This is a genomic window from Bradyrhizobium sp. BLXBL-01 (genome assembly GCF_051853025.1).
Classification (GTDB): Bacteria; Pseudomonadota; Alphaproteobacteria; order Rhizobiales; family Xanthobacteraceae; genus Bradyrhizobium.
The window spans coordinates 6,647,471-6,672,142 of sequence record NZ_CP182471.1 but is presented as its reverse complement, the minus strand read 5'-3'; the positions used below and the strand labels follow the sequence as shown (position 1 = coordinate 6,672,142).

At 65.5% G+C, this 24,672-nt stretch carries 20 protein-coding genes; 17 read left to right on the top strand and 3 right to left on the bottom strand.

Annotated features, from left to right (window positions below; translation table 11 throughout):
- Nucleotides 1-4: 4 nt before the first annotated feature.
- Both ACNJYA_RS30995 and ACNJYA_RS30990 read right to left on the bottom strand, forming a co-directional pair.
- Nucleotides 5-1,564, bottom strand: coding sequence for a glycine betaine ABC transporter substrate-binding protein (locus tag ACNJYA_RS30995; protein ID WP_439401246.1), 1,560 nt, complete (start codon nt 1,562-1,564; stop codon nt 5-7).
- Nucleotides 1,561-2,343, bottom strand: a complete 783-nt coding sequence (locus ACNJYA_RS30990) for an ATP-binding cassette domain-containing protein (RefSeq protein WP_439401245.1) — start codon at nt 2,341-2,343, stop codon at nt 1,561-1,563. Before ACNJYA_RS30990 ends, ACNJYA_RS30995 begins: the two co-directional genes overlap by 4 nt.
- A gap of 279 nt (nt 2,344-2,622) precedes the next feature.
- On the opposite strand from ACNJYA_RS30990, the gene ACNJYA_RS30985 reads away from it, so the two are divergent.
- Together ACNJYA_RS30985 and ACNJYA_RS30980 are read left to right on the top strand one after the other, a co-directional pair.
- A complete protein-coding gene (locus tag ACNJYA_RS30985; RefSeq protein WP_172787428.1) occupies nt 2,623-3,441 on the top strand; it encodes an ABC transporter ATP-binding protein in 819 nt (272 codons plus the stop codon).
- Nucleotides 3,441-4,229, top strand: a complete 789-nt coding sequence (locus ACNJYA_RS30980) for an ABC transporter permease (protein WP_271498375.1) — start codon at nt 3,441-3,443, stop codon at nt 4,227-4,229. The genes ACNJYA_RS30985 and ACNJYA_RS30980 overlap by 1 nt, the downstream gene beginning before the upstream one ends.
- A 50-nt stretch (nt 4,230-4,279) precedes the next feature.
- Here the strand turns inward: ACNJYA_RS30980 and ACNJYA_RS30975 are convergent, their stop codons facing one another.
- Nucleotides 4,280-4,729 (bottom strand): cupin domain-containing protein, encoded by a 450-nt coding sequence (locus ACNJYA_RS30975; protein ID WP_172787426.1) that lies wholly within the window; start codon nt 4,727-4,729, stop codon nt 4,280-4,282.
- A gap of 137 nt (nt 4,730-4,866) precedes the next feature.
- On the opposite strand from ACNJYA_RS30975, the gene ACNJYA_RS30970 reads away from it, so the two are divergent.
- From ACNJYA_RS30970 to ACNJYA_RS30900, 15 genes are all read left to right on the top strand, one after another.
- Nucleotides 4,867-5,892 carry an ABC transporter substrate-binding protein gene (locus tag ACNJYA_RS30970; RefSeq protein ID WP_172787425.1) on the top strand — a complete coding sequence of 342 codons (1,026 nt, stop codon included), beginning with the start codon at nt 4,867-4,869 and terminating at the stop codon, nt 5,890-5,892.
- Nucleotides 5,893-5,920: 28 nt separating this feature from the next.
- Entirely contained in the window at nt 5,921-6,625 is a 705-nt protein-coding gene (locus ACNJYA_RS30965) for an NUDIX hydrolase (protein WP_439401244.1), read from the top strand.
- A gap of 93 nt (nt 6,626-6,718) precedes the next feature.
- Nucleotides 6,719-8,041, top strand: coding sequence for an ABC transporter substrate-binding protein (locus ACNJYA_RS30960; RefSeq protein WP_439401243.1), 1,323 nt, complete (start codon nt 6,719-6,721; stop codon nt 8,039-8,041).
- Between the two features lie 12 nt (nt 8,042-8,053).
- Entirely contained in the window at nt 8,054-8,821 is a 768-nt protein-coding gene (locus tag ACNJYA_RS30955; RefSeq protein WP_036037489.1) for an ABC transporter ATP-binding protein, read from the top strand.
- A 3-nt stretch (nt 8,822-8,824) separates the two neighbouring features.
- Entirely contained in the window at nt 8,825-9,529 is a 705-nt protein-coding gene (locus ACNJYA_RS30950) for an ABC transporter ATP-binding protein (RefSeq protein ID WP_172787421.1), read from the top strand.
- A gap of 5 nt (nt 9,530-9,534) precedes the next feature.
- Nucleotides 9,535-10,416: a branched-chain amino acid ABC transporter permease gene (locus tag ACNJYA_RS30945; RefSeq protein ID WP_439401242.1), complete on the top strand. Its 882-nt coding sequence runs from the start codon at nt 9,535-9,537 to the stop codon at nt 10,414-10,416.
- A complete protein-coding gene (locus ACNJYA_RS30940) occupies nt 10,413-11,432 on the top strand; it encodes a branched-chain amino acid ABC transporter permease (RefSeq protein WP_172787420.1) in 1,020 nt (339 codons plus the stop codon). The genes ACNJYA_RS30945 and ACNJYA_RS30940 overlap by 4 nt, the downstream gene beginning before the upstream one ends.
- A complete protein-coding gene (locus ACNJYA_RS30935; RefSeq protein WP_439401241.1) occupies nt 11,392-12,321 on the top strand; it encodes a polyphosphate kinase 2 family protein in 930 nt (309 codons plus the stop codon). Before ACNJYA_RS30940 ends, ACNJYA_RS30935 begins: the two co-directional genes overlap by 41 nt.
- Nucleotides 12,318-13,355, top strand: coding sequence for a patatin-like phospholipase family protein (locus ACNJYA_RS30930; RefSeq protein WP_439401240.1), 1,038 nt, complete (start codon nt 12,318-12,320; stop codon nt 13,353-13,355). Before ACNJYA_RS30935 ends, ACNJYA_RS30930 begins: the two co-directional genes overlap by 4 nt.
- 794 nt (nt 13,356-14,149) lie before the next feature.
- A complete protein-coding gene (locus ACNJYA_RS30925) occupies nt 14,150-16,474 on the top strand; it encodes a mechanosensitive ion channel domain-containing protein (protein ID WP_439401239.1) in 2,325 nt (774 codons plus the stop codon).
- Between the two features lie 464 nt (nt 16,475-16,938).
- Entirely contained in the window at nt 16,939-18,534 is a 1,596-nt protein-coding gene (locus tag ACNJYA_RS30920; RefSeq protein WP_439403495.1) for an NAD-dependent malic enzyme, read from the top strand.
- Between the two features lie 306 nt (nt 18,535-18,840).
- Nucleotides 18,841-19,233: a BlaI/MecI/CopY family transcriptional regulator gene (locus ACNJYA_RS30915; protein WP_212258346.1), complete on the top strand. Its 393-nt coding sequence runs from the start codon at nt 18,841-18,843 to the stop codon at nt 19,231-19,233.
- Nucleotides 19,230-21,749, top strand: a complete 2,520-nt coding sequence (locus ACNJYA_RS30910; protein WP_439401238.1) for a M56 family metallopeptidase — start codon at nt 19,230-19,232, stop codon at nt 21,747-21,749. The genes ACNJYA_RS30915 and ACNJYA_RS30910 overlap by 4 nt, the downstream gene beginning before the upstream one ends.
- A gap of 164 nt (nt 21,750-21,913) precedes the next feature.
- Complete coding sequence (locus ACNJYA_RS30905) at nt 21,914-23,368, top strand: DUF1800 domain-containing protein (protein ID WP_439401237.1); 1,455 nt, start codon at nt 21,914-21,916, stop codon at nt 23,366-23,368.
- A 2-nt stretch (nt 23,369-23,370) separates the two neighbouring features.
- On the top strand, nt 23,371-24,621 hold the full coding sequence (locus tag ACNJYA_RS30900; RefSeq protein WP_439401236.1) for a DUF1501 domain-containing protein: 1,251 nt from the start codon (nt 23,371-23,373) through the stop codon (nt 24,619-24,621).
- Nucleotides 24,622-24,672: the final 51 nt, after the last annotated feature.

The window sequence follows — 24,672 nt, the reverse complement described above, 5'->3', positions numbered from 1 at the left end:
CGGCCTATCGCTTGCCGACTTTTTCCCACAACCACTTCGCCACCGCATCGGGCGATGAATTCGCATCATTGCCGCTGGCGCGCAGGTTCGCTTCGCGCATGGTGGCGATGTCGATCTTGCCGAGCAATGGCTTGAGCGCCGCTTGCAGTCGTTCGTCGCCGGCGCGCTTCGGCGCGAGCAGCAGGATCGCATCGTAGGGCGGGATCGCGTGCTTGGGATCGTCGAGCGTTGTGAGCTCGTATTTGGCGATCAAGCCGTCGCTGGTGTAGCCGGCGATGACGTCGACCTCGCCACTGGCGACGGCCGCATACATGAAGTCCGGTTGCATCTGGCGCTGGGCACGGAACTGCAGCCCATAGGCCTTCTGCAGGGCGGCCCATTCGGGGCGCGAGAAGAATTCGTAGTCGCCCGCAATCGACAGCGTCGCCGTATGTGCGGCGAGGTCGGCGATGGTTCGGATGCCGAGCGCCTCGGCGCGCCGTCTTGGCATCACCAGCGCATACGCATTCTCGAAGCCGAGCTCGCCGAGCAGGGTGATGTTGTCCTTGGCGAGCGCCGTCTTCAATTCCGCCACCAGCTCGGCGCGCGGCCTCATGTCGGTGCGATGCAGCTGGTTGGCCCAGAGCGTGCCGGAATAATCGACATAGAGATCGATGTCGCCGGCCTTCAGCGCCCCGAAGATCACGCTGGAGCCGAGCCCGGAGCGCGCCGTCCCGGACAGACCGGCGGCCTGGAGGCGGTCCCTCATCAACGCCGACAGCACATATTGCTCCGCGAAGGTTTTGGCGCCGACCACATAGCCCGACGCCGAGCGTCCCATCGTCGGCACCAGGGTAGCGGCGAGCAACGCCGCGATGCCGACCGCGCCGAGACCGCTGCGCATGCGGCTGCGGCTGCGCAGGCCGCTCTCGATCAGCCCAAGCAGCTGGTCGACCGCAAGCGCGAGCAGGGCGGAAGCCACGCAGCCGAACAGCACGAACACCCAGTTCTGGGTCTGGAGGCCGGCAAAAATGTAATTGCCGAGGCTGGTCTGCCCGATCGGCGTCGACAGCGTCGCGGTGCCGATCACCCACACCGCTGCGGTGCGGATGCCGGCCATGATCACCGGCAGCGCGAGCGGCAGCTCGACGATGACAAGCGATTGTCGCGCGGTCATGCCGACGCCCTTCGCTGCCTCGATCAGCGCGGGATCGATGCCGTTGAGGCCGGTGATGCCGTTGCGCAGCACCGGCAGCATCGAATAGAGCGCCAGCGCCAGCATCGCCGGCAGGAAGCCGAACGCGGAGAAGGATACGCCGAACCAGGCAAGCGTGACGGAAGCCGCCAGCAGCAGCAGCGGATAGAACAGTGCGAGCAGCGCCAGCCCGGGTACGGTCTGCACGATGCTGGCGAACGCGAGCAGGATGCCGCGCGGCGCCGGACGATTGCGCGTCAAAATCGCCAGCGGCAGGCTCACGGCGAGGCCAAGCGCGAGGGCGGCGAGGCTCACCCGCACGTGGTTGCCGAGGTAGTCAGGCAGATGCGACAGCGCCTCGCCCCAGCGTGGATCGGCGAAGAGGCTCATGCCGCACCGCCCATCGGGAGCAACGCATTCAGTCGCTCGACCTGGCGCCGCGGGGTGCGCAACAGCTCGAGCACGTAATCGTCGCTGCTGCTCGCGAGTTCGGCGGCCGTACCCTGTGCGAGCAATCGTCCGCCGCGCATCACCGCGATGCGGTCGGCGAGCAGGATCGCCTCGGTCATGTCATGGGTGATCATCACGGTGGTCAGGCCGAGCTTGCGGTGCAGCGCGCGATAGTCCTCACCGAGCGCATCGCGGGTGAGGGGATCGAGCGCGCCGAACGGCTCGTCCATCAGCACGATGCGGGGTCTTGCCGCGAGCGCCCGCGCCACGCCGACGCGCTGGCGCTCGCCGCCGGAAAGGGCCTCCGGAAGACGGTTGCGGTGAGCAGCCCGGTCGAGCTGCACGAGCTCCAGCAGCTCGTCGACGCGCCCTGCGATTGTCGGAGCCGGCTCGCCGAGCAGCTTCGGCGTGATGCCGACATTGTCGGCGACGCTCAGATGCGGAAACAGCCCGCCGCTCTGGAAGACATAGCCGATCCGCCGCCGCAGCGCGACCGGATCGACATTCCGCACGTCCTCGCCTTCGACCGTGATGGTGCCGCTATCGGTCTCGATCAGCCGGTTGGCCAGCCGCAGCAGCGTGGTCTTGCCCGAGCCCGAGCCGCCGACGATCGCCACAAGCTCGCCCTCGGCGACGTCGAGCGACACATCGTCCACGGCTGCGAGGAACCCGAAGCGCTTGGTGACCTTTTGATAGCTGATCGCCGGCTTGGCAGACATCGCAGGTGTGCTCTCTCTTCTCTTACCCTCCCCTGGAGGGGGAGGGTCGATCGCGCGAAGCGCGAGCGGGGTGGGGTGATCTATCCACGTTGGCAGTGCATCTGTGGAAAGACCGTCACCCCACCCCGTCTCACATTTCGCTGCGCTCATGTGAGCCGACCCTCCCCCTCCAGGGGAGGGTAAGAGCGCGGCAGTACGGTATGCGTAGCACGCCCGGCGCCTCGATTGAACTTGGCCGCGTGAGCGGCTAAGGCATCGGCCTGAGTTCGGAGGAAGCACATGACGACGCCCACAGCAGTGGCGCTGGAAGATACCAAGGTTGCGTTCCGCCTGGGAGACGGGCGGGTCTACACGGCAGTGGAGAAGGCTCATCTCGCGGTGGCACAGGGCGAGTTCGTCGCCATTGTCGGACCCACAGGGTGCGGAAAATCGACGCTGCTGAACGTCGCCGCCGGCCTGCTCAAGCCAGCCGGCGGCCGTGTCAGGATTTTCGATCAGCCGCTGGCGGGGCTGAATCGGGATGCCGGCTATTTGTTCCAGGCTGATGCGCTGTTCCCCTGGAAGACCGCGCTCGACAATGTCGCGATCGGGCTCGAGATCAAGGGCACGCCGCGCGCTGAAGCCTTGCCGCAGGCGCAGAAATGGCTGACCTCCGTCGGCCTCGGCGCCTTCGCGAACCGCTATCCGCACATGCTCTCCGGCGGGCAGCGCAAGCGCGTGGCGCTGGCGCAGGTGCTGATCCGCGATCCGAAGATCCTCTTGATGGACGAGCCGTTCGGACCGCTCGATGCGCAGACGCGCCAGGTGATGGGCAATCTGCTGCTCGACCTGTGGAATGCCGACCGCAAGGCGGTGCTGTTCGTCACCCATGATCTGGAAGAGGCGATCGCGCTCGCCGACCGAGTCGTGATCATGTCGGCGGGACCGTCCTCGCGCATCATCGGCGACTGGCGCGTCAGCTTGGCCCGTCCGCGCGACATCTTCGAGGTGCGCCTCGACAAGGAATTCCATGCGCTCCACCGCGAGATCTGGGGCGTGCTGAAGGACGAGGTGATGAAGGGTTACGCGCAGTCCACCCAGGCGGCGGAGGCGGTCTGATGTCGCGCCCCACGCTGTTTGCGCTGCAGGTCCTGGTCGCGGTCGTCGGCATCGTGCTGTGGCAGGTGCTGTCGACCGTGCCCGTGTTCGGCAAGATCCTGCTGCCGCCGTTCTTCTTCTCCAACCCGTTCGACGTGTTCAGCCAGATCGTGAAATGGTTCGCCTCCGGCGTGATCTGGAAGCATCTCGGCATCACGCTTACGGAATCGATCCTCGCCTTCGTGATCGGATCGCTCGGCGGGGTCCTGGTCGGCTTCTGGTTCGCGCGCCAGCCGCTGGTCGCCGCGGTGTTCGACCCCTATGTGAAGATGGTCAACGCACTGCCGCGCGTGGTGCTGGCGCCGATCTTCGCGCTGTGGCTTGGGCTCGGCATCTGGTCCAAGGTCGCGCTCGGCGTCACCTTGGTGTTCTTCATCGTGTTCTTCAACGTCTATCAGGGCGTCAAGGAGGTCAGCCGGACCGTGCTCGACAACGGACGCATGCTCGGGATGAGTGAGCGGCAGCTGATGCAGCATGTCTATTGGCCGTCGGCCCTGTCGTGGATGTTCTCCTCGCTGCACACCTCGGTCGGCTTCGCCGTGGTCGGTGCGGTGGTCGGCGAATATCTGGGGTCGGCGGCCGGGCTCGGATACCTGATCCAGCAGGCCGAGGGCGTGTTCGACGTCGCCGGCGTGTTCGCCGGCATGTTCGTGCTGTCCGCCTTCGTCATCCTGATCGACTTCGGCGTCACGCTGGTGGAGCGGCGGCTCCTGGTGTGGCGGCCGACCGCGTTGGATGGGAGGGGCTAGGCGCGAGTTCACCTCTCCCGCAAGCAAGCGGGAGAGGTGAACGCAAGAGTTCAATCCAGCAGCTTGGTGTCGTCAGGAGCTTGCGGCGGCGTCTTGATCGCGATCGCCTTGACTTGGCCGCTGATCGGCTTGGTGCCGCCATGCGGCGTGCCCTTGGGGATGATGACGAGGTCGCCGGGCTTCACCGTCACCTCCTTGTCGCCAAGCCAGATCGTGCCGGTGCCGTCCAGGATGTACTGGATCTCGTTGGTGTTGGGATGCAGGTGCTTGGGCACGTTGCCGACCTGGATCGAGACGGTGGCGCCATCCGCGCTCGCGAACATCTTGGAGCGGTAGCCGACCGCGTTGGCGGGCCCGAGCGCATCGCCCTCCATCTCGCCGGTGTGGATGAGCTGCGCGGTGATATTCTCGGCGGCGAGCGCCGGCCGGAGCAGGTGGGTGGCGCCGCATCCGGCGGCAAAGGCGGCGGCGATCGACAGGCTGGCTGCAAGGCGATTCATGGATGATCTCCCCATCAGGAATTGTTCTTGTTTGGGCATGCTATTGCGCCGAAGGGCTGATGGCCAGCCCGCTCAGGCAGTGCTTCTCAAGCCAGCCTCGCTGCTCTATGGTGCCGCCGGCCGAACGGAGGAAACCAATGAAGAACACGATTGCTAGGCTCGCGGGCGCGCTGCTCGCGCTGACGCTCACCACCTCGTTTGCCGCGGCGCAAAGCAAAGTCACCATCGCGGTCGGCGGCGGCTCCTGCCTATGTTATCTGCCGACGGTGCTGGCCAGGCAGCTCGGCGAATACGACAAGGCCGGCGTCAATGTCGAGCTGGTCGACCTCAAGGGCGGTTCGGACGCGCTGAAAGCCGTTCTCGGCGGCAGCGCCGACGTGGTCTCCGGCTATTTCGACCATTGTGTCAATCTCGCCGCCAAGAAGCAGGAGCTGCAGTCCTTCGTGGTCTATGACCGCTATCCCGGCCTCGTGCTGGTGGTCGCGCCCTCGCGCACCAACGACATCAAGTCGGTCAAGGATCTCGCCGGCAAGAAGGTCGGCGTCAGTGCGCCCGGCTCCTCCACCGACTTCTTCCTGAAATACATGCTCAAGAAGAACGGGCTCGATCCCACCAGTGCCGCCGTGATTGGCGTTGGCCTCGGCGCCACTGCGGTGGCCGCGATGGAGCAGGGCCAGATCGACGCGGCGGTGATGCTCGATCCGTCCGTGACCGTGCTGCAGGGCAGCCACAAGGATCTGCGCATTCTCTCGGACACCCGCACCCAGAAGGACACGCTGGAGACCTTCGGCGGCGAATATCCGGGCGGCGCGCTGTATTCGACCGCGGCCTGGGTCAACAGTCACGAGAAGGAGGCACAGGCGCTCACCAATGCGATCGTCGCTACGCTCGCCTGGATCCATTCGCATACGCCCGAGGAGATCATGGCGAAAATGCCGGAGGAGACCGTCGGCAAGAACAAGGATCTCTATCTTGCCGCACTGAAGAACACGATCCCGATGTATTCCGAGACCGGCAAGATGGACCCGAAGGGCGCCGACGCCGTGCTTGCGGTGTTCAGTGTCGGCTCGCCCGAGGTGGCGAACGCCAAGATCGACGTCAGCAAGACCTTCACCAACAAATTCGTCGAGCAGGCCAAGAAGACCACCGGGAGCGCCAAATAGCCGCCGCGAAGGCGTGGTATCAGGCGTCATGACGTCACCAATCATTCATCGCGTCACGACGCTTGATCTTGCGGTGCGGCCGATCGTGTGGCCGTTCGCCGAGGAACGGCGCGCCGAGATCGCGGCGCATTTCGCCGAGAAGCAGCGCGAGCGGCCGAAAATCTGGAACGGCCGCGTCCTGCTCGGGCGACACGCCGTGTTCAACGGCGGCCATCTGACGGCGACCTATTTCGAGACCGATTTCGCAAGCTTCCTCGCCTGGCGCGACTGGGGCTTTCCCGACAAGGCCGTGTTCAACGGCTTTGGCATGGGAGCGTTGCGCGCCTCCGACGGCGCCTTCATCATGGGCGAGATGGCGCCCCACACCGCCAATGCGGGCCGCATCTATTTCCCCTCGGGAACGCCTGATCTCGACGACGTCAGGAACGGCGCGCTCGACATTCCCGGCAGCGTCGTCCGCGAGCTCGGGGAGGAAACCGGCCTGACCGCGGCCGACTATCGGATCGAGCCGGGCTGGCATTGCGTGGTCACCGGCCCCACGATCGCGATGCTGCAGGTCATCAACCTGGACATGCCGGGCGATGTGGCCCGCGCCCGGATCGAAGCCAACCTTGCGCGCGAGACCGAGCCGGAGCTGTCGGCCATTCATCTCGTGCGCGGGACCAGCGATCTCAGGCCGTCCATGCCGCGATTTGTCACGGCCTTCATCGAGCAGCAGTGCGCAGCGCGCTAACGCGCGAGGCTTGACATCGCCGCGCGCAGCCCATGTGATGGGCCGAAGAAATTGCACCAAGAATGCAATGCACAATGGTCCAGGGAGGTTTTGATGCGCCTGCGCATGGCTGCCCGCTTGGTACGTGGGCTGTTGGTCGCGATATCAGCGACGGGCTTGGCGGTGTCTGCCGAGGCCCAAGACAAGGCTCAAGAGAAGAAGCTCAAGATCGGCGTCATCTATGATCTGACGGGTCCGCTCGCCGGCGGCGGTTCGGAGCTGCAATATACCGGCGCAAGGATCATGCTCGATCAGTACAGCGCGAAGGACGTCGAAGGCTACAAGATCGAGGCGATCTATGCCGATGCTCAGAGCAAGCCGGACGTCGCCATCAACGAAGCGATCCGTTTGATCGAGCAGGAAAAGGTCGACATGCTGCTCGGCTTCTTCTCCTCGGCGCAATGCGTGCCGGTGGCAGCGCGCGTCGAGCAGCTGAAGAAGTTCATGTGGATCACGACCTGCATTTCGTCGGCGGTGCTGGAGAACAAGAACTACAAATATGTGTTTCGCCCGCAGGCCTCCGGCGATCAGTTCGGCATGATGACGATGGACTTCATCGCGCAGAACGCGAAGGAGAAGTTGGGCAAGGACCCGAAGGACCTGCGGGTCGCCATCATCCACGAGGACGGCGCCTACGGCGTCGACGTTGCCAAAGGCAACGAGGCCGGCGCCAAGAAGGCTGGTTTCAACATCGTGCTCAGAGAGGGCTATTCGGCGACGGCACCGGATTTGTCTGCGCTGGTCACCAAGCTGAAGCGGGCCAAGCCGGATGTGGTCTTCCATACCGGCTACAATCCCGACATCACCCTGTTGCTCCGGCAAGCCCGCGAGCAGGGGCTGAAGTTCGGCGCACTGGTAGGACATGGCGCCGGCTACGGGGTCTATGAGAAGCTGAAGGAAGGTCTGGGCGCCGATGCCAACTACGTCTTCAACACCGATCCGATCTCGATCTGGCTCGCCAACCAGAAGACCATGGATCCGAAGCTGCCGCCGGTGATCAAGGCGGTTGGCGAGGAGTTCGACAAGCGCAAGCCGGGCGTCGCAATCCGTTCGGCCCATGTCGGCATGGCTGCGTCCAATACCTATTTGTTCCTCACCGAAGTGCTGCCGCGCGCAATCAAGAAATATGGCGGCGTCGATCCCGACTCGCTGCGCAAGGCAGCACTGGACACCGACATACCCGAAGGCGGCACCATGCTCGGCTTCGGCGTCAAATTCCACGGCGAGGGCTCGCCAATGGCCGGCCAGAACGAGCGCTCGTTCCCGGTCGTGATCCAATACGTCGACGACAAGTCCTATGTGGTGTGGCCCAAGAGCCAGGCGCAGCGCGAGGCTGTGCTGCCGCTACCGAAGGGCACCACCTACAGCAACCAGTAGCGGAGTGCTCCGGTGTTGGAAGTCAGCGGACTGGTGAAGCGGTTTGGCGGCTTCACCGCCGTGAACAACGTGTCGTTCCGGGTCGACCAGGGCGAGATCCTCGGCCTGATCGGCCCCAACGGCTCGGGCAAGAGCACGATCTTCAACATGCTCTCCGGCACGCTGGCGCCGACCTCCGGATCGATCCTGTTCGCCGGGCACGAGATCGCGGGCCTTGCACCGCACCGGATCATCAACAGCGGCATCGGGCGGACCTTCCAGATCCCGCGGCCGTTCCGTCGCCTCAGCATTTTCGAGAACGTCGCGCTTGCCGGCTTCTACGGCCAGGGCCGCCACAGCCGCGCCAAGGCGGAGGAGGCGGCCGAGCGCTCGCTGGCGATGGTCGGCCTGCCGACCGACCGCCATGCCAGCGTCGATGGGCTCGGCGCAGCGGGGTTGAAGAAGCTCGAACTGGCGAAGGCGCTCGCCACCGCGCCAAAGCTATTGCTCGCCGACGAGAGCCTCGGTGGGCTCGACGAGGCCGAGATGGATCAGGCCGCGGACATGCTGCGCAACATCCGCGACGAGCTCGGCATCACCATCATCTGGGTCGAGCACATCATGGGCGTGTTGATGCGCGTCGTCGACCGCGTCATGGTGCTCGATCACGGCGAGAAGATCTCGGAAGGCCTGCCGAGCGCGGTCGCCGGCGATCCGCGCGTCATCGAGGTCTATCTCGGCACGGACGCCGAGACCACGCAGGCCGCGGCCGCCGAAGCGCGCCGCCGCGCAGGGGGCTAGGCGATGCTGGAGCTTCGCGGCGTCAATGCCGGCTATGGCACCTTCCAGGCACTGTTCGACGTCGATCTCGACGTGAAGGCCGGCGAAGCCGTGGGCGTCATCGGCCCCAACGGCGCCGGCAAGACCACCTTGATGCGCGTCATCTCCGGCCTGATCCGTCCCTCGCGCGGATCGATCAAGATGGAAGGCGTCGACGTCGTCGCGACCCCGCCGCACAAGATCGTCAGCCTCGGCATTGCGCATGTGCCGGAGAACCGGCGGCTGTTTCCACAGCTGACGGTCGACGACAATCTCAAGATGGGTGCCTTCATGAAAGAGGCGCGGGACCACTACGCCGAGCGGCTGGAGGTGGTGTTCGACCTGTTTCCGCGCCTGAAGGAACGCCGTCACCAGATGGCCGGCACCATGTCCGGCGGCGAGCAGCAGATGTGCGCCATCGGCCGTGCGATGATGTCCAATCCAAAACTGTTGCTGCTCGACGAACCCTCGGCGGGGCTGGCGCCGGTGGTGGTGCAGCAGGTGTTCGAGCTGGTGAAGCGGATCCGCGCCAGCGGGCTGACGGTGCTGATCGTCGAGCAGAACGTGCAGCAGGTGCTGAAGGTGGTCGACCGCGCCTATCTGATCGAGGCGGGCACGATCCGCGCGTCCGGCACCTCGGCCGAGATGCTGGCGAGCGACACGGTCAAGGAAGCTTATCTCGGGGTGTGATGGGCATGCAGGCGTTCCTGGAGGTATTCGACATCTACCTGCTGGAGGCCGTCATCAACGGCATCCTGCTCGGCGGCGTGCTGGCGCTGCTTGCGCTCGGGCTCAACCTGATCTTCGGCGTCATCGACGTGACCTGGATCTGCTACGCCGAACTCGTCATGATCGGCATGTACGGCATGTATTTCATGGTGCAGTATTACGGCGTCAGCTATTTCGTTGCTGCCCCGCTCACCATCCTGCTGGTCGCTGTGCTCGGCGCGGCGCTGCACTACCTCGTGATCGCGCCGCTGCTGACCGCACCACCGATCAACCAGCTGCTCGCGACCGGCGGGGTGCTGTTCGTGCTGCAGAGCTTTGCCACCGTCGCCTTCGGCATCGACTTCCGCAATCTCGGCATCCGGCTGCCGGTGCTCGCCTTCGGCGACATGAATTTCAGCTACGCGCGACTGCTCTCGTTCGTCGCCGCGCTGGTCGGCATGGTCGCGGTCTATCTGTTCATGACCCGCACCTTCACCGGCACTGCGATCCGCGCCATCTCGCAGGACCGGCAGATCATGGCGCTGATGGGTGTCGACACCAAGCGGATCTACCTGATCACGTCGGCGCTCGGCGGCGCGCTCGCCGGCCTCGCCGCTTGCCTCCTGGTGCTGCAATATGACGTGCATCCCTTCGTCGGCCTGTCTTTCGGGCCGATCACCTTCCTGATCTGCGTGCTCGGCGGCCTCGGCAATTTCATCGGCGGCTTCATCGCCGCCTTCGTGTTCGCCGAGATCATCTCGCTCGGCGGCCTGTTCTCCGACCTCGAATGGGGCTATGTGCTCGCCTTCGCGTTCTTCATCGTCATGATGTTCATCCGGCCCGCGGGCCTGCTTGCGAGGCGCCGATGATGGGGCAGGGACGGCTTGCGGCGTGGGGGATCGGACTGGCGGCGCTGGTCGCGCTGCCCTTCGTCTATCGCGATCCCTATCATCTGCACATCCTGGTGCTGATCCTGATCTGGTCGTTCGCCTATACGTCCTGGTCGATGATGGGGCGGTTCGGCCTCGTCTCGCTCGGCCATGGCGGCTTCATGGGGATCGGCGCTTACGTCACCGCGCTGTTGTGGAATCACGCAGGTTTGTCGCCCTGGATCGGCATTCCCATCAGCATGGCGGCGGCCGGCGCGCTGGCGATGATCGTCGGCTATCCCTGCTTCCGCTTTCGCATCACCGGGCACTATTTCGTGCTGGTGACGCTGGCGCTGTCAGGCATCGTGCTCCAGGTCATCACCGCGACGCGCGACTATACCGGCGGCTCGCTCGGCTACACCCCGAACCGCGCGTCCGGCAACAAGCTGCTGGCGCTGCAATTCGACGACAAGACCACCTGGTACCTGATCGCGCTTGCGGTCTGGCTGTTTGGCATCGTGGTCTGGCACTGGGTCGACCGCAGCATGGCGCGCTATGCGCTGGAGGCGATCTCGGAAGACGAGGACGCCGCGGCCGCGGCCGGCGTCGACGTCACCGCCGAGAAGCTGAAGATCACGCTGCTCAGCGCGCTGATGACGGCGCTGGCGGGCGCGATCTACTGCCAGTACCAGATGTTCATCACCCCCGACACGGTCAGCGGCATCGCGGTCTCGCTGCAGATGGTGTTCGCCGCGATCGTCGGCGGGCTGTTCGTCTCGCTCGGCCCGACCGTCGGGGCCATCATCACCATTCTGCTGGCGGAAACGCTGCGCATCGGTTTCGGCACCAAGGCGGTCGGCTGGGACAACCTCGTCTACGGCGTGCTGCTCGTGCTGTTCATCATATTCCTTCCCAAGGGCATCCTTGGTAGCTTGCTCGACCGACTGAAGTTGCAACGCAAGGTGCCCCGCGCTCATGAGCAAAAAGCCGTCCAAGTCGCTCGCCCAGGAGCTTGACCGCTACATCAAGCCGTTCCGCTATGATGGCTCGGGCAAGTTTCACCTCAAGGATCACAAGACCGACGAGAAGGGTGATCTCGACAAGGAGAAGGCGCTCGCGATTCTCGACGCCAACAAGAAGCGGCTGATCGCGTTTCAGGAGAAGCTTTACGCGCAGGACCGCTGGTCGCTCCTGATCGTGTTCCAGGCGATGGACGCCGGCGGCAAGGACTCTGCGATCAAGGCGATCTTCGAGGGCATCAATCCGCAGGGCTGCGAAGTCACGGCCTTCAAGGCGCCGAGCAGCAAGGAGCTCGACCACGACTTCCTCTGGCGTCATGCGGTCGCGCTGCCCGAGCGCGGCCATATCGGCATCTTCAACCGCTCGCATTACGAGGAATGCCTGGTGACGCGTGTGCATCCAGAGATTCTCGCGAAGGAAAAGCTGCCGCCCAGGCTCGTCACCAAGAACATCTGGAAGGAGCGCTTCGAGGACATCTCCGCCTTCGAGCGCTATCTCTGCCGCAACGGCACCGTGGTGCTGAAGTTCTTCCTCAACGTGTCCAAGGAAGAGCAGCGCGAGCGCTTCCTCGAGCGGCTGGAGGATCCGGCCAAGCAGTGGAAGTTCTCCATGGACGACATCAAGGAGCGCGCGCTGTGGCCGCGCTACCAGGCGGTCTACCAGGACATCGTCCGGCACACGGCGACGTCGCATGCGCCCTGGTACGTCGTACCCGCCGACCACAAATGGTTCGCTCGCGTCGTGATCGGCTCGGTGATCAATGCCGAGCTGGAAAAGCTCGACTTGCGCTTCCCCCGCGCCGACAAGGCCTCGCTGGAGGAGTTCAAGCAGGTGCGCAAGGCGCTGCAGAAAGAGGGGACGGGAGGCAGGAAGCGAGCAAAGTGACAGCCAGCGGGACCACCAATTGCAAGAACGTCAACTTCGCGCTCCAGGGCGGCGGCGCGCACGGCGCCTTCGTCTGGGGCGTGCTCGACCAGGTGCTCGAGGACGGCAGGCTCGCGATCGAGGCGATCAGCGCGACCAGTGCCGGCGCGATGAATGCGGTGGCGATGGCCTCCGGCATGGCGCATGGAGGCGCCGAGGCCGCGCGGGAGAGCCTGCACGCGTTCTGGTACGAAGTGTCGCGCATGGACATGGCGTACGATCTGATGTCGCCGCTGAACCAGTGGATCCAGGCCCTGAAGCTGCCGCCGGAATATCATCCGGTCCACGCATTCATCCACACGCTGACGCATACGCTGCCGCCGAACCTGCTCAATCCCTTTCATTTCAATCCGCTCCGCGCGCTGCTGCAGCGCGTGGTCGATTTCGACCGGCTCAATTCCTCGCCCGAGGCGCCGCAGCTGTTTCTCAACGCCACCAACGTCCGTACCGGCAAGATCAAGGTGTTCCAGAGCCCGCTTCTCACGGCGGACACCGTGCTCGCGTCGGCCTGCCTGCCACCCTATTTCCAGGCGGTCGAGATCGATGGCGAGCATTACTGGGACGGCGGCTATCTCGGCAATCCCGCGATCTATCCGTTGATCTACCGCAAGGGCAGTCACGACGTCATCATCGTGCAGGTGACGGCAATCCGCCGCGACGAGCTGCCGGCCAGTGCCGCCGACGTCCTCCACCGTATCAACGAGATCAGCTTCAATTCGTCCTTGATGCGCGAGATGCGCGCGATCGCCTTCGCCACCCGGCTGATCGACGACGGCGAGCTCGACAGCACCAAGCACAGCCGCATGTACATGCATTGGATCGGCAACGACCAATTGATGTCGCAGCTCGGCACCGCCACGCAATTCCACCCCGAATGGAGCCTGTTGTGCCGCCTGCGCGACGAAGGCCGCGAGGCGGCGCGAGGCTGGCTGGCACGAAACTTCGACCAGATCGGAAAGGCCTCGACGGTCGACCTGGCGGACATGTTTCTCTAGGCGACCGGCCCTCGGCAAAAAAGTGCGAAAACAACCCCATGCACAGTAGCCGGCCATAGCAGAATCAACGGCTTGCAGGGGCCGCTCCTTTGTAATGCGGATTTTACGAAGCGGGTTTGACTCGTCGGGCAAAACAGGAGCATGATGCCACCATTCCCCCTGCCTTCTGAAATTCCTCAATGGGCGCGGAAGCGATTTGCACAGCGGACCTTCCAGCGGAACTCGGGTCGTCAAATGTGATCGTCAGATCATTGATCCTGCTTGACAGTTTTGTGTCCCAGGAGGAGCATCATAGCGGTCGCAAACCAGCGACGCGCAACGTCCACCTCATGAGCAAGGGGAGGTCTATGACACCACCTCCGCAAATCCAGCCGCGTTAATTGCGATGGAGCTCGTTCGGACTATCGCATAGCGGCGGAAACCGCGAACGGCACGCCGGGACAAGGTTTAGCGGGCTGCATCAGTGAGGCAAAGCCCCTACCTTCCCGGCGCTGTATTTTGGTCACGTCGATCGTGTCGGATAGCCGTGAAGGCTGCCGCAACTCTTTGAGATCCCGCCTTTCCTTATCCTCCTGTTCGATCTGCACAAGGGTCAGTGCGCGCAGGCCCGATGGAGTTTCGCCGGGGCGTCAGCTCGCGATCCTGCATTGCGGCAAATGCCAAGAGAATGTCGTCTCAAAGGCCAACTTCCGACACAGGCTGGGGGCGAATAGCTGCGATCCGACATGACGGATGTGCTTCGGCGGTGACGGCCACGACACCGCGGGCGCATTCATTTTTTCCAGGGAATCTGCGTGTCGCAAAAGCTTGTCCCGGCGCTTCTCGCCGCTCTTTTCCTCGCGATCTCGTCTCTCTCCTGCGCCCGTGCCGATGCGCCGGCCGCGGGCGGTGCCGCCGCGCTATCGCCTGACGAAGCCAGGCGTGCGTTGGACACGCTCCAGGACGACAAGAAGCGCGCGCAGATGATCGATACGCTCCGTCTGATCGCCAACGCATCGGGTTCGCAGCAGCCCGCGCCGGAGGCGAAATCGCCGATCCCGCTGGCGGCCGATGGCCTTGGCGCGCAACTCCTGCTCACGGTGTCGGAGGAGATCCAGGAGATATCGAGCGAGATTGCCGGCATGGCACGGACGCTCACGCACTTTCCGGCCTTCTACTACTGGATCATGCGCACCGCGAACGATCCCGCGGCTTACAATCTCCTGATCGAGATCGCCTGGAAGCTGGCGCTGCTGCTGGGCTGCGCCCTCTCGGCCGAATGGGTCATCTTCCGCCTGATCCGCCGGCCGGTCGCGTTCCTGGAGGGGCGCGTGCCGCAAACCGCGCGCCTGCCGGCCCAGGCGCTGCCGCTTGCCGATCCGCCATCATCGGTCGAGGACGTCACGCCCGAGCCAGAGCTGCACAAGCGACGCCACAGTCTCGCGCGCGTCTGGCAGATCATGCTGCGTCTGCCCTTCGTGCTCGGGCGTTTCGTGCTCGAGCTGCTTCCCGTGCTCGTCTTCGTCGCCGTCGCCACCGCGCTGCTCGGAACGGAGCTCGGCGAGCCCGCGATTGTCCGTCTCGTGATCCTCGCCGTCGTCAACGCTTATGCGTTCTCGCGCGGGCTGATCTGCCTGGTCCGGGCGCTGGCGGGGCCGTTCGGGCTGTTTCCGGTGCGCGCGGAGACCGCGGCCTATATCGAGATCTGGGCGCGCCGCATCGTCGGCGTCGGCGTCTCCGGCATCGCCTTTGCCAATGTGGCGCTGCTGCTCGGCCTGCACCGCGCCGGCTACGCCGCGCTGCTGCGCATGGTGATGCTGGTCGTGCACCTCTTCATCGCCGTCATCGTCCTGCAATGCCGCCGCCAGGTCGCCGATGCCATCCGCGCGCCGGCCGAGCGGAAGGGAATTGCGGCCCGTTTGCGCAACCGCATCGCCGGCGGCTGGCACTATCTTGCCATCGCGCTCGACCTCGCGCTCTGGGCGGTGTGGGCGCTCAACATCCGCAACGGCTATTCGCTGCTGCTGCAATATTTCGTCGGCACCATCGCGGTGGCGCTGATCACGCGTGTCGTCATCATGCTGACGCTGAGCCTGATCGATCGCGGCTTCCGCATCAAACCGGAGATCCTCCAGCGCTTTCCCGGCCTCGAGATCCGTGCCAACCGGTATCTGCCGCTGCTGCGCAGGATCGTATCCGGCGTGATCGCCTTCATCGGCTTCGTGGCGGTGCTCGAAGTCTGGGGCGTGGACGCGATCGTCTGGTTCTATGGCGGCCAGATCGGCAGCCGGCTGATCTCGGCCGTGGTGACCATCGGCCTCGCCGTGCTCATCGCAGCGGCCATCTGGGAAGCCAGCAACGCGCTCCTGGACCGCCAGATCAACACGCTGACGCGGGACGGGCACTATGCCCGCGCGGCGCGGCTGCGCACCTTCCAGCCGATGCTGCGCACCGCGCTGCTGTGCCTGATCGCGACCGTCGTCGGCCTCACCGCGTTGAGCGAGATCGGCGTCAATGTCGCCCCGCTGCTGGCGGGCGCCGGCATCGTCGGCATCGCGATCGGCTTCGGCTCGCAGAAGCTGGTGCAGGATCTCATCACCGGCCTGTTCCTGCTGCTGGAGAATACGGTGCAGGTCGGCGACACCGTCAGCGTGTCGGGGCTGTCGGGCGTCGTCGAGAACGTCTCGATCCGCACCATCCGCCTGCGCGCGGGTGATGGCGCCGTGCACATCGTGCCGTTCAGCGCGGTCACGACCATCACCAATGCCAGCCGCGGCGCCGGCAATGCCTCGGTGAGCGTCAACGTCGCCTACAAGGAAGACACCGATCGCGCCGGCCAGATCCTCAAGGACATCGTCGACGAGATGCGCCGCGAAGCGGACTTCCGCGCGCTCATCCGCGGCGACCTCGAGCTGTGGGGCATCGACAAGGTCGACGGCGCGATGGTGTCGATCGTCGGCCAGATCCGCTGCACCGAGGCCGGCCGCTGGCCGGTGCAGCGCGAATTCAACCGTCGCATGAAGCTGCGCTTCCAGCAGAACGGCATCGAGGTCGCATCGGCGACGCAGACGATCCTGATGCATATCGCGCCGCCGGGAGATGGCGCCGCCAATCTGATGCCAAGGCGGGCAGCAGGATAAGCAGGCGATCGCATATCAGTTCTTGGCGGCGGCCTGAGCGCGCGCCTCGTCCTTCGAGACGGCGCTAGGCGCCTGCTCAGGACGAGGCTAGTCGGCGTCGGTGCCCGTTGATCCTGATGTCGCGCACTCCGTCCTCATCCTGAGGGCCCGCCCACGGCGGGCGTCTCGAAGGATGGCTGCGGGCGAGAATAGGGGCTCCATGGTTCGAGACGGCGTTGACGCGCCTCCTCACCATGAGGAGTTAGAGGCCTGCCGCGTTAACCTTTCGTGCGCAACTGCCAGTCGTTTGCGCAAGTCTCGCTGCGGTGCGAGATCACAATCGGCGCCGCGGTCTCTCCGTCCTTGATCTGAATGGAGCACTGGCCGACAATGGCTGCGGTTCAATAAGAAACTCCTTGGGGGAATTCGTGAATAGACCTGCCCGGGTCGTTGCCCAATCGACGTCGTCCAATCCGCAGCAAGGCATGACGCTGCTGCGCGATCCCCTGCTCAACAAGGGCACCGCCTTCACGGAAGCGGAGCGCGAGACGCTCGGCCTGCGCGGCCTGTTGCCGCCATGCGTGCTGACGATGGAGACGCAGGCTCAGCGCGTGCTCACCAATCTGCGTACGCTGCCGACGGATCTGGAAAAATACGTCGCCCTGAACGCGCTGCATGACCGCAACGAGGCGCTGTTCTTCCGCGTCGTCGTCGACAATATCGACGAGATCCAGCCGATCATCTACACGCCGACCGTCGGGCTTGCCTGCCAGAAATACGGCCTGATCTTCCAGCGGCCGCGCGGCATGTTCATCTCTTCGCGCGACCGCGGCCAGATCGCCGAGATCCTGAAGAACTGGCCCTACCAGGCCAGGCTGATCGTCGTCACCGACGGCGAGCGCATTTTGGGACTTGGCGATCTCGGTGCCAACGGCATGGGCATTCCGGTCGGAAAGCTCTCGCTCTACTCGGCCTGCGCCGGCGTGCATCCCGAACTGTGCCTGCCGATCGTGCTCGATGTCGGCACCAACAACGAAGAGTTGTTGAACGATCCCTATTATCTTGGCCTGCGCGAGCGGCGGCTGACGGGCGAGGCCTATGACAGCTTCGTCGACGAGTTCATGCAAGCCGCGCGCAAGACGTTTCCGGGCGTGCTGATCCAGTTCGAGGACTTCGCCAATCATTCGGCGTTCAAGCTGCTGCACAAATATCGCGACGAGGCCTGCGTCTTCAACGACGACATCCAGGGCACCGCGGCGGTGGCGCTCGCCGGCCTGTTCTCGGCCTTGCGCGTCTCCGGCGGCAAGCTGAAGGACCAGAAGATCCTGTTCCTCGGCGCGGGCGAGGCGGCGACTGGCATCGCCGATCTCGTAGTCTCGGCCATGATGGCGGAGGGGGCTTCCGAGGCGGAGGCGCTTCGCCGCAACTGGCTGGTGGATTCCCGCGGTCTCGTCGTTGCGGGGCGCGAAGGTCTGCATGGCCACAAGCTGCGCTATGCGCACACTGACCAGGCGCCGATCGCCGACTTCCTCACCGCGATCAAGACGCTGAAACCGACGGTGATCATCGGCGTCGCCGCGGTCGGCGGCGCCTTCACGCCCGATGTGCTCAAGGCGATGGCCGAGCTCAACGAGCAGCCGATCGTGTTCGCGCTCTCCAACCCGACCTCGAAGGCGGAGTGCTCGGCGGAGGACGCCTACCGCTACACGGAAGGGCGCGCGCTGTTCGCCTGCGGCAGCCCATACGATCCGGTCAAGCTCAATGGCCGCAGCTTCGTGCCGCGCCAGGGTAACAATTCCTACATCTTCCCCGGCGTCGGCCTCGGCGTCATCGCCAGCGGCTCGCGCCTCGTGACCGACGAGATGTTCATGGCGGCCGCCCATGCGCTCGCCGATTGCGTCGGCAAGGAGGACCTCGCCCAGGGCAGCCTCTATCCGGCACTGCCGCGCATCCGCGAGGTCTCCGTCCGCATCGCGGCGGCGGTTGCGGACGTGGCCTACCAGCGCGGGCTCGCGGACGGACCTGCGCCCAATGACGTGAAGGCCCTCGTTCAGTCGCAGATGTACGAGCCGACGTACTGAGGGCTGATGACTTTTGATTGAGTCGATCTGGCGAACTGGCTCGGTCACCTCTCCCGCTTGCGGGAGAGGTCGGCGCACTTGCGCCGGGTGAGGGCTCTATCCTCTTGGGGAGTCCCACTGCGGAGACACCCTCACCCCGACCCTCTCCCGCAGCGGGAGAGGGAGCGCACCGTCCGTCCGACTCCCGACTCCCAGTTAGGTCGACCCATCACCACCATCTCAGGTGGAATCGCCATTGTGCTCCGCGGCTGCATATGCGACAGTCTGTAGCGTTACAAGAATACTCAATCCGCAAGGTCAAATGCCATGGACGATCGCCTGCCTGAACTCGGCGACCTCGAGCGTGAGGTCATGCAACTGGTTTGGGCCGATGGTCCTGTCACGGCCGAGATCGTGCGTGAGCGGTTGTCGCGGCGTCTGAAGGAATCCACGGTGCGCACGGTGCTGCGCCGGCTGGAGGAAAAGGGCTATGTCAACCACACGGTGGACGGCCGAACTTACGTGTACCACGCCGCCGAACCACGCGCGCGCGTTGCCGCCAAGGCGGTGCAGCGCATCGTCGACTGGTTCTGCAACGGCTCGATCGAGGAGGTCCTCGTCGGCATGGTGGACAACAAGATGCTCGACCAGCAGCAATTGCGATCGCTGGCCGACCAGGTGGCCAAGGCGAAGAAAGCGAGGGGAGTGAAGAAAGAATGATCGCAACTCTGGCGGAGGCGGCGCTGCGCTCCTTTGTGCTGGGAGGCGTCGTCTGGTTCGGTCTCACCCTATTCCGTGTGCGCAATCCGCACGTCCACATGACGGCGTGGGTCGTCGTGCTGATGGCCTCGCTCGCGATGCCATTCGTGATGCATTGGCCGACGCTCACCATCGACCGGCTACCAGCATCGGTGCCGGTGCCGGGCGAATCGTGGCCGGCCGACATCGCGATGCTGGAGATGTCGCAGCCGACCCTGCCGATCGCGCCGGGCGCCGTCGCGGCGCCGCCGGTTGCAAACGGCGTTCTGGTCGACTGGTGGCTGGTGGCGACGATCGTCTATGCCGGCGTCGCCGGCCTGTTGCTGCTGCGGCTCGCCATCGGCCTCGGCCTGACCTGGCGCCTGATGCGTGCGGCGAAGCCGGTGAAAGCTGCGCAGCTGATCGATGCCGACATCCGCGTCAGCCGCGACGTCGGCGGTCCCGTCACCTTCGGCTCGACCATTCTGGTGCCGCCGCAATTTGCAGGCTGGGATGCGAAGAAGCGCCTCGCGGTGCTCGCCCATGAAAGCGCGCATGTCGCCAACCGCGATTTCTACGTCCTGTTGCTTGCTTCGCTCAATCGTGCGGTGTTCTGGTTCAGCCCGTTCTCCTGGTGGCAGCTCGCGCGCCTTGCCGAGCTCGCCGAGATCATCAGCGACGCGCAGGCGATCGAAGTGATCGACGACCGGCTGTCCTATGCGGAGATTCTGCTCGATTTTGCCAGCAGCGTGAAGCCACGCCCGGTGGAGCTTGCGATGGCGCGGGCTTCGACCGTGCGCGCCCGCGTCGAGCGGATCATCGCGGCCGCCGCGATGCCCGTCGCGGTCGGCTGGCGCAAGCGGTTGTGGATCGCGGCCGCGATCGTGCCGGCGGTGATCGTGTCGACCGGCATGATCGCCTATCGCACTCCCGACCCCGCGCCCGCTATCGCCGACGGCGGCGAGGTGCCGGCCCAGCATTACCGCCCCTTCGTCAATTTCTACGCCATGGGCCCGGCCTCGGTGTTCGCCATCTTCCGCGAGGGAGACGAGCTCTACGGCCAGGCGACCGGACAGCGGAAATTGCGCCTCTCGGTCGGCAGCGACGGCACGGCGTCCTACCCGGCCTCGTCCGGCGAAATCACGTTCCCCGTCGATGCCGAGCGTCGCTCGGCCGAGCTGACGTTGCGCATGAACGGCCGCGACATTCGCGCGGTTCGTGTCGCGGAGATGCCGGCACCGGCTGCGGAGATCGCGTCGCTCGATCAATATGTCGGCTGGTACCGGCTGGCGCCCAGCCGCGTGCTCAGCGTCCGCCGCGACGGCGACCGTCTCTGGCTGCAGGAGACCGGGCAGGGCGCAACGCAGGTGCTCGCCGAGGGCACCGACGCCTTCTCGTTCCGCGGCGACCATCTCGTCGTCTTCCTGCGCGACGAGCAGGCGAAGGTGTCGCGCGTGCTGGTGCAGAACGCGGTTTTCGGTGCCCGCCTCGCGACCCGCGTCGATGCGGCGGTGGCGCAGGCCGTCGAGGCCGACTTCGCGCGCCGCCTCGCCAAGGTCTCCGACCGATTCAGGGAGCAGGTGCCGGTGGCCGGTAGCAAGGAGATGGTCTTGGCCGGCATCGAAGGCTTGCGCCGTGGTACGCCGGACTATGATCGCATGAGCGCGCCGCTCGCGGCCAAGGTCCACCGCTATCTCGCCGAAATGCAAACGACGTTCGTGGCGCTCGGCGCGGTGGAGTCGATCTTCTTCCGCGGCGTCGGCCCGGGCGGCTACGATATCTATGGCGCCAAGTTCGAGAACGGCACGGCTGAATTCCGCCTGCTGCTCGAGCCCGACGGCAAGGCCGGCGACGTCATCTTCCGGGCCGACGGCAATGACGAGCTCGGCGGCATCCTGCCTTGCTCGGAAGAGGCGAACGTGCGCGGCCGCGCCGGCACCTCGCCGATCCGGATCATGGTCTACAATGAGCTCGGCGAGGACATCCGGGTCTTCAATCTCGATGCCGACGGCAATCGCAAGAACCAGAGCGTCGTCAGGTCCAACATGAGCTGGGCGGCCACGACCACCGTAAACAATCCCTGGATGATCGCCGACAAGTCGGGACGGTGCCTGGAAATCCTGATGCCGGGCCGGCAGACGCGCTTCCATAATGTCGAGACATCGAGCCTCGGCGCGAAGCCGGGGCGTGCCGCGCGCCGCGCTGTTCCGATCGCCAATGGCGAAGAGATGCTGCGCCGTTACATCGAAGATCTCGGCAGGGGACAGCCCGACTACGACCGTATGACGTCGGAAGTAGCCGACATCACGCGTCAGCAATTGCCGTTCGACCAGGCGATCCTGGCGCGACTCGGCGCCTTGCGTGCGGTCTCGTTCCGCGGCGTCACCGCGCTCGACAGCGACATCTATATCGCCCAGTTCGCCAATGGTTCGGCGGAATGGCGGATCGGCGTCAGGAACGGCGTGATCACCAAGATCGCGCTCGGGCCCAACTTTTAGGATCGCGACGGCGTCCGTCGCATCCGACGGGCGGTTCACGATAGCCGGACGGAGATGCCGCAATCTTCGCTTGTCCGGGCGCATCTCGAGTGCTACGATGCGTAGCATTACCGTTCGTAGCCTCGCGCCGCGTGTCGGCAGGCTCGAGAAAAATGGGCTCCGCCATGAGCAATCCTGCAAGGGCCGAGACCGTGCTTGCGCTGCAGCGCTTCGGCATGGGGCCGCGGCCGGGATCGATCGTCGCAATGGGCTCGGACCCGCGCGGCGCGTTGATCGCCGAGCTCGACCGGCCGCTCACGCTGACCGCCGCCGCTGGGCTTCCCACAAGCGCCAAGGCCTTTCGCACCGTGGCCGACGCCAACGCCCGCCGGACGGCGCGGGTCAAGCAGGCGCAGCAGCAGGCCAAGAAGCAGCAGATGGCGGCGGCCGCGCCGGCGATGTCGGAAGACCAGGCGCAAGGTCAGGTGCAGGACAAGGACGCCGCCGAGATGGCGGCCAAGCAGGCGGCTGACGCCGTTCCCGATCCCGGACGTCCGATGTACTTGCAGGAAGCCAAGCTGCGCACCGAAGCCGCGCTCGCCGCCGAGATCGGCTTTGCCGAGCGGCTGGTGTGGTTCTGGTCCAACCATTTCTGCGTCTCGGCCAACAAGATCCAGAGCATGTCCGGCGCCTATGAGCGCGAGGCGGTTCGCGCCAATGCGCTCGGCCGTTTCGTCGATCTGCTGCTCGCCGTCGAAGGCCATCCGGCGATGCTGTTCTATCTCGACAATCTGGAATCGATGGGCGCGAACTCGATCGCCGGCATCAATCGCAGCCGCGGCCTCAACGAGAACATCGCGCGCGAGATCATGGAGCTGCACACGCTCGGTGTGCGCACCGGATACACCCAGGACGACGTGATCAGCTTCGCCAACGTCATGACCGGCTGGACGCTGGTGCCGCCGGGCGCCGATCCCCAGCACGGCGGCGAGTTCACCTTCAATCCGCGGCTGCACGAGCCCGGCGGCCAGGCCGTGCTCGGCAAGCGCTACGAGCAGGAGGATGCCGAGCAGGGCCGCGCCGTGTTGCGCGACCTCGCCGCGCATCCGGCGACCTCAACCCACGTCGCGACCAAGCTGGCGCGGCACTTCGTCGCCGACGAGCCGCCGCCGGCTCTGGTCGAGCAGATGGCGAAGACCTTTCGCGACACCGAGGGCGACCTCAAGCAGGTCGCAATCGCGATGGTGTCGTCGGACGAGGCATGGCGTGGACCGCCGTCAAAGCTCAAGCGACCCGGCGAATGGGTCGTCGGCATGGTGCGCGTGACCGGCATCACGGTCGTCGATCCCGTCCTCTACACCGGTGGCCAGCAGCTGCTCGGCGAGCCGCTATGGCGTCCATCATCGCCCAAGGGCTATCCGGACGACGAGGCGAGCTGGATCGACGGTGTCGGCCGGCGGCTCGACGTCGCCAACAATTTGGCCGAGCGCATCACCGGCATGGCCGATCCGCAAGTCATCATCGAGGACGTCTTTGCATCCGAGATCGCACCCGAGGTGAAGCAGGCGGTCGGCCGCGCCGAGAGCCGGCAGCAGGCGCTCGCGCTGCTGTTCATGTCGGCGGATTTTCAGAGGAGGTGAGCATGGGCTTCGATCGTCATCTGCCCACGCGGCGCGAGCTTCTGGCCGGCTCCGGGGCGCTGTTCGCCTGGAGCCAGATGCCGCGGATCGCGCGCGCGGAAGGGCGCGATCCGCGCCTGCTCGTCGTCATCCTGCGCGGCGCGCTCGATGGCCTCGGCGCGGTGGCGCCGGTCGGCGATCCCGACTGGGTCGCCCTGCGCGGCGATCGCGCGCTGCTGCTCGACGGCAAGCCGGCGGCGCTGCCGCTCGATTCCTTCTTCGCGCTCAATCCGGCGATGCCGAACCTGCATCGGCTCTACAAGAGCGGCAAGGCCGCGATCGTCCACGCCACCGCGACGCCCTATCGCGAGCGCTCGCATTTCGACGGCCAGGACGTGCTGGAGAGCGGCTTCACCAGGCCCGGTGCGACCGCTTCGGGATGGCTCAACCGTGCGCTGCTGGCGATGGAGTCCGGCGGTCGGGTCGATCCGCGCGGCAGCCGCGCGCTCGGCATCGGCTCGGTGACGCCGCTGGTGGTGCGCGGCTCCGCGCCAGTGATGACCTGGGTGCCGCAAAAACTCCTGCCGGCGAGCCAGGATACGCAGAACCGCCTGCTCGATCTTTATCAGCACACCGACCCGAAGCTCGCGACCGTGCTGCAGGCCCGCATGAAGCTCGCCTCGCTCGACGGTGCGAGGGGTACGGGCGATCCGATGTCGGACGATCCGACGCTGGCGCCGCCGGGCATTGCGCGCGTGCGCGCCTACTTCGCGGAGGCCGCCGGCACCGCCGCGCGCTATCTCGCCAAGCCCGACGGCCCGCGCGTCGGCGCGATGGGCTTCGTCGGCTGGGACACGCACATCGCCGAAGGCGCGGCCTCGGGCCAGCTCTACAATCTGCTCGGCGCGCTCGACGGCGCGTTCGCGGCGATCGAAAGCAACATGGGCGCGGTGTGGCACGAGACCGTGGTCGCCGTCGTCACCGAGTTCGGCCGCACCGCGCGCATCAACGGCACGCAGGGGACGGACCATGGCACGGGCACGGTTGCCTTCCTCATCGGCGGCGGGCTCGCCGGCGGCCGCGTGATCGCGGATTGGCCGGGCCTGAAGGCGGCGCAACTGCTCGACGATCGCGATCTCAAGCCGACCACGGATCTGCGTGCCGTGCTGAAGGGCCTGCTCAGGGATCATCTGCGTGTCGAGGAGAAGGTGCTCGCCGAGAAGGTCTTCCCTGATAGCGCCGAAATCAAACCGATGGGAGGCCTCGCGGCCTAAAGAGCGATGTGCACATTGACGCAACGCGAACTTGATTTTCTTGCCAGTCTG